At 68.7% G+C, this 12,279-nt stretch carries 11 protein-coding genes; 7 read left to right on the top strand and 4 right to left on the bottom strand.

All coding sequences use genetic code 11. The annotated features are described in order from the left end of the window. Positions 1 to 19 precede the first annotated feature (19 nt). From ABDZ81_RS09200 to ABDZ81_RS09190, 3 genes are all read right to left on the bottom strand, one after another. Positions 20 to 889 carry an ATP-dependent ribose-1-phosphate kinase gene (locus tag ABDZ81_RS09200; protein ID WP_343773666.1) on the bottom strand — a complete coding sequence of 290 codons (870 nt, stop codon included), beginning with the start codon at positions 887 to 889 and terminating at the stop codon, positions 20 to 22. A gap of 47 nt (positions 890 to 936) precedes the next feature. Beyond that, positions 937 to 1,767 (bottom strand): DUF63 family protein, encoded by an 831-nt coding sequence (locus ABDZ81_RS09195; RefSeq protein ID WP_343773665.1) that lies wholly within the window; start codon positions 1,765 to 1,767, stop codon positions 937 to 939. Between the two features lie 126 nt (positions 1,768 to 1,893). Continuing rightward, on the bottom strand, positions 1,894 to 3,000 hold the full coding sequence (locus ABDZ81_RS09190; protein ID WP_343773664.1) for a ribose 1,5-bisphosphate isomerase: 1,107 nt from the start codon (positions 2,998 to 3,000) through the stop codon (positions 1,894 to 1,896). Positions 3,001 to 3,105: 105 nt separating this feature from the next. On the opposite strand from ABDZ81_RS09190, the gene deoC reads away from it, so the two are divergent. Next, positions 3,106 to 3,771, top strand: a complete 666-nt coding sequence (deoC, locus tag ABDZ81_RS09185) for a deoxyribose-phosphate aldolase (RefSeq protein WP_343773663.1) — start codon at positions 3,106 to 3,108, stop codon at positions 3,769 to 3,771. Positions 3,772 to 3,814: 43 nt separating this feature from the next. Here the strand turns inward: deoC and ABDZ81_RS09180 are convergent, their stop codons facing one another. Continuing rightward, positions 3,815 to 5,755, bottom strand: a complete 1,941-nt coding sequence (locus tag ABDZ81_RS09180) for a PGF-CTERM sorting domain-containing protein (protein WP_343773662.1) — start codon at positions 5,753 to 5,755, stop codon at positions 3,815 to 3,817. 203 nt (positions 5,756 to 5,958) lie between these two features. Here ABDZ81_RS09180 and ABDZ81_RS09175 point away from each other — a divergent pair, with 203 nt between their 5' ends. From ABDZ81_RS09175 to ABDZ81_RS09150, 6 genes are all read left to right on the top strand, one after another. Beyond that, the gene (locus ABDZ81_RS09175) at positions 5,959 to 7,212 is read left to right on the top strand and encodes a tRNA (N(6)-L-threonylcarbamoyladenosine(37)-C(2))-methylthiotransferase (protein ID WP_343773661.1); all 1,254 of its coding nucleotides are present in this window, start codon (positions 5,959 to 5,961) and stop codon (positions 7,210 to 7,212) included. A 147-nt stretch (positions 7,213 to 7,359) separates the two neighbouring features. After that, complete coding sequence (locus ABDZ81_RS09170) at positions 7,360 to 7,656, top strand: PadR family transcriptional regulator (RefSeq protein WP_377074724.1); 297 nt, start codon at positions 7,360 to 7,362, stop codon at positions 7,654 to 7,656. Between the two features lie 158 nt (positions 7,657 to 7,814). Continuing rightward, positions 7,815 to 8,405 (top strand): J domain-containing protein, encoded by a 591-nt coding sequence (locus ABDZ81_RS09165; RefSeq protein WP_343773660.1) that lies wholly within the window; start codon positions 7,815 to 7,817, stop codon positions 8,403 to 8,405. A 124-nt stretch (positions 8,406 to 8,529) separates the two neighbouring features. Beyond that, on the top strand, positions 8,530 to 9,699 hold the full coding sequence (locus ABDZ81_RS09160; RefSeq protein ID WP_343773659.1) for an ATP-binding response regulator: 1,170 nt from the start codon (positions 8,530 to 8,532) through the stop codon (positions 9,697 to 9,699). A 133-nt stretch (positions 9,700 to 9,832) separates the two neighbouring features. Then, positions 9,833 to 11,563 carry a GTPBP1 family GTP-binding protein gene (locus tag ABDZ81_RS09155; protein ID WP_343773658.1) on the top strand — a complete coding sequence of 577 codons (1,731 nt, stop codon included), beginning with the start codon at positions 9,833 to 9,835 and terminating at the stop codon, positions 11,561 to 11,563. A 118-nt stretch (positions 11,564 to 11,681) separates the two neighbouring features. Further along, positions 11,682 to 12,257: a magnesium transporter gene (locus ABDZ81_RS09150; protein ID WP_343773657.1), complete on the top strand. Its 576-nt coding sequence runs from the start codon at positions 11,682 to 11,684 to the stop codon at positions 12,255 to 12,257. Positions 12,258 to 12,279 lie beyond the last annotated feature (22 nt).

The raw sequence follows: 12,279 nt of genomic DNA, 5'->3' as shown, positions 1-12,279 counted from the left end.
CGCGCGCTTGCAGTCCGACTTACTCTCCGAGCACGTCCTCGACCTCGCCCCACGAGAGGTCGGTCCGCGCGCCCGTTCGCTCGGCCGCGAGCGCGCCGCAGGCGTTGCCGACCGTGAGCGCCCGCTCGCGATCGGCGTCGTCGAGCCGGGCCGCCAGAAAGCCCGCCGCGAAGGCGTCCCCCGCCCCGCTGGTGTCGACCGGGTCGACGCCGAAGCCGGCGTGGTGCCAGGTCTCCTCGGCGTCCAGCGCCGCGGCGCCGTCGGCGCCGCGCTTGACGACCACCGTGCAGTCGGCCGCCAGCGACTCGGCCAGGTCGGCGACGGCGGCGGCCTCGCGATCGTTACAGAACACCAGGTCGGCGAGCTCGAACGTCCGCGAGAAGTCCCGATCGGGCAGCCGGCGGCCGGGATCGAAGCTCACCGGGACGCCGGCGTCGGCCGCGATTTCGGCGAGTCTGGCGGCGGTTTCGGGGCGCTGGCTCGTGAGGTGGAGGTGATCGACGCTTCGGACGCGTTCGGAGTCGACGTCCTCGGGACCGACCGCCTCGTTGACGCCGTCGTTGCCCAGCATGGCCACCTCGCCGTCGTCGGCGATCAGCAGGTACTTCACCGACGTCACGGCGTCCGCGACCGTCGCGAGCCCGTCGATGCCGACGCCGGCGTCGTCCAGTTCCCGGCGGACGAGTAGCCCGTTCTCGTCGTCGCCGACGCTGCCGATCACGCTCGTTTCGACGTCGAGTCCGGCCAGCGCGACCGCCACGTTGGCGGCGCTCCCGCCGCCCGAGCGGTACTGCGCCGTGACGAGGGATTCCCCGTCGGGACGGGGGAGCCGATCGAGCGCCAGCGTCACGTCCCAGTTGACGTGGCCGGCGGTGAGAACGCGCGCCATGCGGTCTGTTCGAAACTGAGTGCGCCGAGAGAAAACGCTGTCGGGCCCTAGAATCCCCCGATCGCGAACACCAGCAGATTCTGGATCCCGGGGCCGAGTCCGACTGCCGCGACCAGCGCCAGAATCATGCGGGCCTGCGTCGGCTCTTCCTCGACGTACTCGCGGAACAGCACGACGACGGCGCCCGCGATGAACAGCTTGACGAACACGAACAGCCAGCCCGCGCCCATCAGCTCCGCGGTCGGCAGCGCGGCCCCCGCTTCCAGGATGAGCCGCGAGAGCGGCGTCCGCTCGGCGACGCCCGCGATCACGTCGTAGCCGATCGCCGTCGAGACGCCGTCGATCGCGTGGGCGGCGATCACGACGACGCCCGTCGCGCCGGTGACCGAGGCCGACTCGGTGAACGCGAGGCTCACGAACAGCCACGCTACCGCCGTCACGACGCCCGAAACGACGATGGCGATCACCGGCCAGAACGGCGAGAGCGTCCCGTTGTTGATCCCCTGGTACACCGAGAACACCGCGAAGGTGATCAGCACCGCCGTGCCGATCGTCCCGAGCGTCCGGTCGGTCGAGCCGTGGGTACGGATCTCGGCCGAGACGCCGGCGAACGCCCACGCCAGTCCGGTGACGATCGCCATCGTCGCGTACACCGCGGGCGCGCCGAACAGCGGCTCGACCGCGCCGGGGAACGTCCCCAGTCGCTCGAGCCCGTGGAGGACGCCGCCGATCGCCATCCACGGCGACAGCGCGACGACCGTCCAGTTCGTCACCGGCGGTCGGAGAAGGTGGACGAGTCCGACGACGCCGATCACCCCCACGACGAGTCCGATCGCGTACGGCAGCGGCGGTATCGCCAGCCCTTCCGGTAAGACCATATCTGACGTACGCGAACGGCAAGGGTGAAAACCTTCCGGTTGGGTGCGCTTTAATTACTGGCGAACACCAGATAGAAAACTTGCAGCGGCAAGCCATGTTGGCCGCGCGTGATCGCACTCACGGCGCTACCGGGTCCACGGCGCAGCGACGTCCTCGCCGAACAGCTCGCGCATCAGCGTCACGACGCTCTCGGGCGGGAACTGGCCCCGCTCGGTGACGATGGCGTCGACGAACCGCGGCGGCGTCACGTCGAACGCGGGGTTGTCGACGGCGAAGTCCTCGTCGACCTCTCCGCGCTCGTCGGCGTCGACGATAGCCGCCCGCTCCTCGTCGGCGAGCACTTCGCTCTCGGCGCGACGCTCGATCTCGACGGTGTGGCCGGTCAGCGTCTCGGGGTGGAGCTTGACCGTCGCCGCGGCGACCATCACGGGGACGCCCTGCTCGCGAGCGACGACCGCCAGCCCGCTCGTGCCGACCTTGTTGATCACCGACCCGTCGGCGGCGATGCTGTCGGCGCCGACGATGACGTGATCGACTCTGCTGAGGTGGCGTCGCGCCGCGCTGTCGACGATCAGTGTCACGGGAACGTTCCACTCACGGAGCTGTCGGGCGGTGATGTGGCCCTGCTTGCGCGGGCGGGTCTCCTTGACGACCGCTTCGATCTCCTTGCCGTCCTCGATCGCGCCCTCGACGCAGGCCAGCGCGTCCGTCGAGTGACAGTGCGTCATGACGGTGTCGCCGTCCCGGAGCCGGTTGGCGCCGATGCGGCCGAGCTTCGACTGGGCCGCCGCGACCGACTTCCGGAACTCCGCCGCGCGGTCGACGACCGTCGCGCGGAGCTCGTCCGCGCCGCGACTGCCGCTAGCTGCGGTGGTCGCCTCGAGATCCTTGAACACGTACCGGAGCGCGTTCGGCAGGCTCACCGCCGTCGGTCGGGTGTCGTGGAGTCGGCGGGCTGCGGCGCGTAGCTCCTCGCGGAGCCCGTCCGTCGTCTCGGCGTCGCTCGCCTCGGCCTGGGTCGCCAGCGCCGCCGCCGCGGCGTCCGCGATCGCGACCGCACCGCGGATCTCCATCTCGGCGATCGCCGCCGCCGTCGCCTCGACGTCGGGGTGCAGGGCCGGATCGGCGTCGGCGCGGTCGTCCGACTCGGCGTCGGCGCGACAGGCTGGATCGGTATCGGCGCGATCGGCCGAGCCGTCGTCGGCATCGACGGCGGGCTCGTCGTCCGGCATGCGATGTGGTACGGACTAGCGTGATAAAACATATCGGGCCGGCGCGGGACGCCTCGGTCGCCCTCGACCTGCGGGTTTTTCTCGCTGGCCGCTCTCGACGGCTCCATGGAGTACGCCGACTTCCCCGAGCGCATCGACCACACCGTGCTCGGGCCCGAGACGACGCCCGCGGACGTCCGGCGAGTGCTCGACGAGGCCGCGGAGTACGGCACGAACGCCTGTATACCGTCGTGTTACGTCCCCGAAGCCGCCGAATACGCGTCCGACGTACGGCTCGTCACCGTCGCGGGATTTCCCCACGGCCAGGAGCCGACCGGGATCAAGGTCGAGACCGCGGTCGACGCCGTGCGCGCCGGCGCGGACGAGGTAGACGTAGTGGCGAACGTCGGCCGCCTGCGCGCCGGCGAGGACGACGCCGTGCGCGAGGAGCTCGCGGAGATCGTCGCCGCCGTCGCCGCGCCGGTGAAGGTGATCGTCGAGGCGCCGCTGCTCGACGACGCCGAACTCCGACGGATCGCAGAACTGGCCGTCGAGGCGGACGCCGACTACCTCAAGACAGCGACCGGGTTCGCCGAGCCTGCTGACCCGGCCATCTCGGGCGGCGCGACCGTCCACGACGTAGAACTGCTCGCGGAGTACCGCCCCGTGAAAGCCAGCGGCGGGATCGGGAGCTACGAGCGCGCCCGGGAGCTGCTCGACGCCGGCGCCGAGCGGATCGGCGCCAGCAGCGGCGCGAAAATCGCGGCGGAGTACCTCGACGAGCGAGCGTAACGCGCGAAAAAAGATCGGTCAGCTGCAGTTTGCGGTCTCGTTTTCAGGCTCGGCGACGGGCCAGCAGCGCGGCGCCGGCCAGCGCGACGGTTGCGGCGGCCGGGCCGAAGCCGGGCACGCTGGAGTCGGATTCCTCGTCGCTTTCGCTATCGTCGTTCAGCCCGAGGAACTGCTTCGCGCTATCGGTGTCCATCGTGTTGAACGAGCGGTCCCAGTCGCCGCCGGTGTGAATCTCGGTCGAGGAGCTGGCGATCGCGAGTTCGCTGACCTCCTCCTCGCTCGCGCCGGACTCGACGAGTCCGTCGACGTGGACGTGCATCTCGCTGGTGTCGCCGTCCCCGAGATCGCCCGCGATCTGCGTGACGGTGTGGCCGCCGAACGCCTGGTTGACCTGATCGCCCAGCGCCGACATGTTGTCGAACTTGGCGCCGGCCTCGATCGTGACGCTGTCGGAGTCGACGCCGACGTCGATCTTGCCGGTCTGGAACTCGGAGTTTTTGAGCTGCTGGAGGACGCGTTCGGTCTCCTCGCCGGTCGTCGGGTCCTGGGACGCCGACTGGATGACCGAGTCGACCATCGTGCCGACGAGGTCCTCCTGCTCGACGCTCATCGACATGTCCGCGCTGAGCTCCCCGCCGTCCGTTTCGGCGTGGAGATCCATCGAGACGTCGTTCTGGGCGGCGTCGACGCCGCGGTCCTGGAGCTCGTCGACGTACGCGGCCCAGTTCTCGGAGTCGCTGGAGACGTCGGCGCCGACGTCGATCGTCTCCTCGCCGGCGGTCATGTTCGCGGACCACTCGACCGTCTGGCGCAGGTCCGCGGCCTGCTGGGCCTCGAACATCGTCCGCACCTGCTGGATGCTCTCGGTGACGTTCTCGTCGGTCGACTGGCTCTCGGCGATCTCGAGCGTCGAATCGAGCGCATCGCCGTAGTTGCCGATCTCGGCTTCCCAGCTACCCGTGGCGCCGGTGTCGGACGTCTCGACGTTCGCTTCGAGCGTCCGGAGCTCGACGTCGACGATGCTCTGTGCGACCGCGCCGGCTTCCTCCTCGCTCAGGTCGAGCTGTTCGTCCTGGGCGAGCTGGGTCTCCAGCTGATTCGCGACGCCGTCCTTGACGTTCTCGTACTCGACCGTGTAGGAGATGTCAAGCGTGTAGCCGGTGCTGGACTCCTCGAAGGAGTAGTCGTCGATCGTCACGGTACTGGTGCCGCCGAACTGCTCGGCCATGCCGCCGAACTGACTTTCGAGGGTCTGCTTGGCCGCGTCACGGTCCTCCCAGCTGCCGGCCTGGAACTCGCTGACCGGCTCGGTACGGTCGATGTCCATGCTGTAGCCCGAGCCGGTGTCCTCGACGCTCACGCCGTACGCGACGTCGGTCGGGATCGCGGCTTCGGCCTCGAACTCGCCGCTCGTGGCGAACGTGTCGGCCGTCATGCTCATGTCGCCGCTCGTCTGGAACGACTGGAGCTGAGCGGCGTCGCCCTCGTTGGGGACGGAGGCCTGGAAGTCGGCGTCGAACGTGTTGGTCTCGCTGGTTCGCTCGGCGGTCACGTCGAGCGCCAGCGACTCCAGTTCCTCGGGTCGGTCCATGCTGAAGGTGCCGTTACCGGCGAACCGGTCCTGTTCGAGCAGCAGCGTCAGGCCGCCGCTGGCGTTCTCCTCGAGCTCTTCGGAGTCGCTCTCGATGAGGACGTGGGCCAGCCCCTCGCTGGCGGACATCCCGATGTCCATCGTTCGGAGGTCGCTATCGTCGTCGTCGCCGTCCTCCTCGGTCTGGTAGACGAGCACGGCGTCGCCGTCCTCCTCGACGTAGATCTCGTCGGCCGTTTCGACGTCCTCGGCCGACTGGATCGTCGCGCCGTCGATGTTCGATTGGGCGGCCCCGTTCGTCCCGGCCGCGCCGATGATACTCACCACGAGCACGGCGACGAGTATCGCGGACGTCGCCGCGCCGGTTGTCACTGTGAACTTCCTTTCAGCCATACTATCAGTATGGTGGGACCAACTACTTATATTTTCATACCACTCTCTGAAGTAGAAATTCTTCCTCATCGACGATGTTCGATCCCAAATCGCCGATTTCCAGACGAGGGGAGAAGTTTTGTTTTCGGCAATGGGTGCCTCCAGTACGCCCGGGTGGTTTCGTCGCGCTTTTTGCCGCGCGGCCCCCATTCGGTGACGACGCGATGGCCCGCTACCACATCGAGACCTACGGCTGTACGTCGAACCGGGGTGAGAGCCGGCAGATCGAGCGCAAGCTGCGCGACGCGGGCCACCGACCCGTCGAGGGGCCGTCCGAGGCGGACGTCGCCATCATGAACTCCTGTACCGTCGTCGAGAAAACCGAGCGCAACATGCTCCGCCGCGCCGAGGAACTTCAGGAAGAGACGGCCGATCTGATCGTCACGGGCTGCATGGCGATCGCGCAGGGCGAGGAGTTCGACGAAGCCGGGATCGACGCCCGCGTGCTCCACTGGGACGAGGTGCCAAACGCCGTCGGCAACGGCGAGTGTCCGACCACCACGGCGGGCACCGAGCCGATCCTCGACGGCGTCGTCGGCATCCTGCCGATCGCTCGCGGCTGCATGAGCGACTGTTCGTACTGCATCACGAAGCACGCGACCGGCAAGATCGACTCGCCGCCGGTCGAGGAGAACGTCGAGAAGGCTCGCGCGCTCGTTCACGCGGGCGCCAAAGAAATCCGCATCACCGGCCAGGACACCGGCGTCTACGGCTGGGACGAGGGCGAGCGCAAGCTCCACCGCCTGCTCGATCGCATCTGCTCGGAGATCGACGGCGACTTTCGGGTTCGAGTCGGCATGGCCAACCCGAAGGGGATCCACGGCATCCGCGAGGAGCTGGCCGACGTGTTCGCCGAGCACGACGAGCTGTACAACTTCATCCACGCGCCCGTCCAGTCGGGCTCGAACGACGTGCTCGGGGACATGCGCCGCCAGCACCAGGTCGAGGAGTTCGTCGAAGTCGTCGAAACCTTCGACGACCGGCTTGACTACTGGACGCTCTCGACGGACTTCATCGTCGGCTTCCCCAGCGAGACCGACCGCGACCACGCACAGAGCATGGCCCTGTTCAGAGAGACCCGCCCCGAGAAGGTCAACGTGACCAGATTCTCCAAGCGCCCCGGCACCGACGCAGCCGACCTGAAGGGTCTGGGCGGACAGGTCAAGAAGGACCGCTCGAAGGAGATGTCCGAACTCAAGCAGGAGATCGTCGCCGAGGCCTACGACGCGATGGTCGGCGAGACGCGCGAGGTGCTCGCCGTCGAGGAGGGTACCGGCGACTCCGTGAAGTGCCGCGACGGCGCCTACCGCCAGATCATCGTCCAGAACGCCGGCGAGCGCGGCGTCGAGGTCGGCGAGTTCCTGGAGGTCGAGGTGACCGGCCACAGCACGGTGTACGCGTTCGGCGAGCCGGTCTGACGGGCGGTGCGCAGTTACTACCGCACGACGGCGTGCCGGTCAACCCGGCTCGATCACTCGGATTCGGAAACTGTTATTTACCGAGTAACAGTTCGGTCGTCGTTTCAGAAGCTAAATAACGATAATGCGAATCGTGGCAGTGAGCGTATGGCACTGTTCGACAGGACGGCGTTTCAGCGGGACCTCCTGTTCATCATCGCGAGTGCGGATCGACCGTCGGGACAGGATATCAAAGCGCGCTTCGAAGCCGAGGCAGCGACGGACGTGAACCGCGGAAACGTCTATCCGAATCTGGATACGCTCGTCGAGGAGGGCTACGTCGAGAAGGGCCGGCTCGACAGTCGGACGAACTACTACTCGCTGACCGAGAAGGGGTTTCACCGCCTCAGGCAGCGCCACGAGTGGGAACGCGCGAAGCTGAGCTCCGTCCGCCTCGAGAGCTGAAAATCGTTCCTGTGGCCGTCGAACTGTTCCTCCGGGCGTCGAACGTCCGTTCCTCCGGGCGTCGAACGTCCGTTCCGCCGAGCCGCTCGAAACGAGACTTCCGGCGGATCTCCGGGGCGCACGAGAGTATTTGAATGCTGGAGCACGTACGCCCATCCGTGCAGCGATCGCCGCTCCTGATGGCCCTGGCCGGCGTCTTCGGCGTCATGGCCGTCCTGCAGTTCGTCCTCGCGCTTCGCTTTAGCCTGTTTTTCCTCACGATCGCCGCCGCGTTCGGGCTGGCGTCGTACCTCGTGTGGTACCACGCCTCGGGCCGGATGGCCGATCGCGTCCGCCGGCGCGCCGCTGCCGGCGAGTACGAGCGCCGGGAGCAGTCCCGGGGCGGCTTCGGCGCCGGGCCGCGCGAGCAGCGGTTCCGCGACGCCCGCGGGCCGTTCGCCGGCGTCGGCCGGGACAGCGCTCGCCGCGGTAGCGGCCAGCGCGGCGACGCCGAGGGTGGCGGGAGCCGCAGGAGGGGCGGCCCACGCGGCCAGCGAGCCCGCAACGGCGGCGGGCAGGCGGCCGCCGAGGGGCCGACGCCGGCCGAGGCCGCCCGGGTGCTCGGCGTGACGCCCGACGCCGACCGGGCCCGGATCAAGGAAGCCTACCGGCAGAAAGTGAAGACGGTTCACCCGGACACCGATGAGGGCAGCGAGGAGGCGTTCAAGCGGGTGAACCGCGCCTACGAGACGCTGACCGACGACGGATAGCCGTCCGGCTGTTTTCTCTCGTTAGGGACGATAATACCCGTAATTAGTCGGTAAGTAAATGTAGTATCTGGAGAGAAATGTATCGCAATAAGAGATATGTAGCCGGGGCGGCATTCTGGGATAGATGCGAGAATCGGTCACCGTCCTGCACGTCGACGACGACGAGGAGTTCGCCGCGCTGACCGCCGAGTACCTCGCGGCGGCGGACGATTCGCTGGACGTGACCACGATCGGCGATCCCGACGCCGCGCTCGATCGACTGGCGGTCGGCGACGTGGACTGCGTCGTCACGGATCTGGATCTGGGTGCGGGCGACGGCATCGAGCTGGTCGAGCGCGTCCGCGAGCGCGCTCCCGGCGTGCCCTGCCTTCTCTTCACCGCGCGGAACAACGAGGCGCTCGTCGAGCGCGCGCTCGACGCCGGCGCGGCCGCGTACCTCCAGAAGGGCCGTCCCGCGCAGTTCACGCTGCTGGCTCACCGGATTCACACGGCCGTGGCGGTCAGTTCGCAGGTCGACGAGGCGGCCGCCGTCGAACAGGCGACCGACGGCGGCGCCGACACTGTCGCCGTGGAGGACGCCGGTACAGCCCCGTCGCGCGAGAACGGCGCCGGCGAGTTTCGACCCGACGGCGTCCGCGACCCCGACGAGCGGATCGAGGAGGTCGCGAGCGTCGTCAGCCACGACCTCCAGAACCCCCTGACGATCGCCCGAGGGTACCTCGAACGCGCGCGGCGCGACGGCGACGATGAGTACTTCGAGCACGTCGACGAGGCGCTCGCGGAGATCGGAGAGATCGGCGACAGCGTCGTCACGATGGCCCGCATGGGCAAGCGGATCGAGCGGTTCGAGTCGATCGACGTCGACTCGCTGGTTCGCTCGTGCTGGGGAGAGCTGGAGGCGTCCGACGCGACGCTCGTCGTCGAGGATCTCCAGCACGTCGCGGGGCAGTACAACCACCTCCTCGAACTGTTCGAGCGCCTCTTCGAAAACGCCGTCGAGTACGGATCGACCGACGATGCCGCGGACGACTCGTCGGGCGACGCCGCAGTGACGATCACCGTCGGCGCCACCGAGACGGGGCTGTTCGTCGCCGACGACGGGCCCGGCATCCCCGAGGACCAGCGCGAGCGGGCGCTCGAAGCGGGGTACTCGACCGAGCAGGCGCGTCCCGGATTGGGACTGTCGACCGCACGCGCGATCGCCGAGGCTCACGGCTGGCGGCTCTCGCTGAACGAGAGCGACGGCGGTGGCCTCCGGGTCGATCTCGACGGGGTTCGGTTCGTCGAGGGGTGAGTTCGGGTACGGCCCGCGGCGCGTCGTCCTTGCCGTCCGCAATCCGCGAGGCGGCGTCTCGGCCGGGCAAAATCGTGCGTGACACTCTCTGCCGGCAGGAAGTCTTTTGGTAACGGTTCCCCAATCCGGGGATATGAGCCCCGACCGGGCCGCGCTCGAGCGGGCGATAGAGCGCGGCGAGCGGGAAGGCGGCAGCGTCGAGTTCAAGGAGCGACTCCAGCGCGACGTGCACCTGTCGGACGGTCGCCGCGAGAGCCTGGCGGCCCAGCTCCGGCACCGCGTCCTCTCGGGCGACGGCGAGGCGACGTACGTCGTGGGCGTCACCGACGAGGGTGGGCTGGCCGGCATCCCGCCCGAGCAGTTCTCCGAGTCGATGGACGTGCTGAGCCTGCTGGCCGAAGAGGCCGGCGCCCACATCGAGGATGTCCAGACGTGGGGCGTCGATCCGGCGGACGCCACAGAGGGCACCGCGCCGAACCGATCGCCGCCGGGCGACGCGGGGGGTAACGGGCCGCGCGGTGACGGCGGACGGGGTGACGGCGGCCGCGGGGATACTGCCGCCGGGGAGGCGACGACGGGTCTGGTCGGCGTCGCGACGATCCGAGAGGGCGGCATTCTGGACGTCGACGACAGCCACATCGTCGTCGGCACCGCGGGACACGTCGACCACGGCAAGAGCACGCTCGTCGGGTCGCTCGTGACCGGCCAGGCCGACGACGGCGAGGGCGGGACGCGAGGCTACCTCGATGTCCAGCCCCACGAGGTCGAACGCGGCCTCTCGGCGGACCTGTCGTACGCCGTGTACGGCTTCGACGACGAGGGCCCGGTTCGGATGGACAACCCCCACCGCAAGTCCGATCGCGCGCGCATCGTCGAGGAGTCCGACCGGCTGGTGTCGTTCGTCGACACCGTGGGCCACGAGCCGTGGCTCCGGACGACGATCCGCGGGCTGGTCGGCCAGAAGCTCGACTACGGCCTGCTGACGGTGGCGGCCGACGACGGCCCCACGAAGACGACCCGCGAACACCTCGGCGTGTTGCTCGCGACCGACCTGCCGACGATCGTCGCGATCACCAAGGCAGACGTGGTCTCGGAGGACCGCCTGCTCGAAGTCGAGCGCGAGATCGAGCGGATGCTCCGGGAGGCCGACCGCTCGCCGCTGCGGATCGACCGCCACGGCGTCGACGCCGCCGTCGAGGAGATCGGCGAGACGGTCGTGCCGATCGTCACCACCAGCGCCGTCGAGATGGAGGGCGTCGACGTGCTCGACGAGCTGTTCGAGCGCCTGCCCAAGACCGCCGGCGCCGACGGCGAGTTCCGGATGTACGTCGACCGCACGTACAACGTCACCGGCGTCGGGGCGGTCGCCTCGGGGACGATCATGTCCGGCGAGATCGAAGCGGGCGACGAGCTTCTGCTCGGGCCGATGGCCGACGGCCAGTTCCGGGAGGTCGAGGCCCGGTCGATCGAGATGCACTACCACCGCGTGGACCACGCCGAGGCCGGCCGGATCGTCGGCATCGCGCTCAAGGGCGTCCCCGAGGCGGAGGTCGAGCGCGGCATGGTGCTGGTCCCGCGTGACTCGGAGCCGACCGCGGTCCGCGAGTTCGAGGCCGAGGTGATGGTGCTCAACCACCCGACGCGGATCGACGACGGGTACGAGCCGGTCGTGCACTTAGAGACTATCAGCGAGGCCGCGGCCTTTTATCCCGAGGGCGGGACGCTGCTGCCCGGCGACAAGGGCAACGCGACGGTCCGGTTCAAGTTCCGGCCGTACCTCGTCGAGGAGGGCCAGCGGTTCGTCTTTCGAGAGGGTCAGAGCAAGGGTGTCGGGACTGTTACGGACGTGCATCCGGCGGAGTAGCCCCGTTTTTGGCGTCTGGATGCCGCGCCCACGCGTCGGCGTCTGACCCGCGCTTCGGCGTCTATATGCCCCCGCGGACGCTCGTTAGGTTTAACATTCGACTGGGTGACAGTCGGGTATGGACGTTCGCCGGGAGGTCTGGCAGGTCTACCGGGAGTCCCTGCCCGTCCTGCTGGCCAGCCTCGTCGGCGGACTGATCGCCGGCACCGTTCTGGGATCGGACGCGATGACACGGGCATTCGAGCAGTTTCCGGGGATGTGGTTGCTTCTGCCCGCGTTTCTGGCGACCCGCGGGAACGTGTACGGCTCGCTGGGCGCTCGCGTCGCCAGCGGCATCCACCAGGGGCTGCTCGAACCGGAGTTCGAGTGGCAACAGCGGCTCGTCAACGCCGTAATCGCGTCGTACGTCAACGGCGTCGCGATCTCGGTGTTCATCGCGACGGCGTCGTGGGCGCTGCTGGCGCTGCTCGGGCGCGACTCGGCGAGTCTCGTACAGTTGATCGCCATCCTGCTCATCGCGGGGACGCTGACGGCGGTCGTGCTGATCGCGGGACTGCTGACGCTGATCTTCGCGAGCTACGAGCGCGGGATGGATCCGGACAACCTGGTCGGCCCGATCGTCACGACGATCGGCGACATCTTCGGCGTCTTCTTCCTGTACGTCGCGCTCGTGTCCGTGGGGGTGGTGCTGTGATCCGGACGCCGACATCTGGGGT

It is taken from the genome of Natronoarchaeum mannanilyticum (assembly GCF_039522665.1).
Lineage (GTDB): Archaea > Halobacteriota > Halobacteria > Halobacteriales > Natronoarchaeaceae > Natronoarchaeum > Natronoarchaeum mannanilyticum.
Note: the sequence above shows the minus strand (reverse complement) of the source record. Positions and strands in the feature narration are given on the sequence as shown.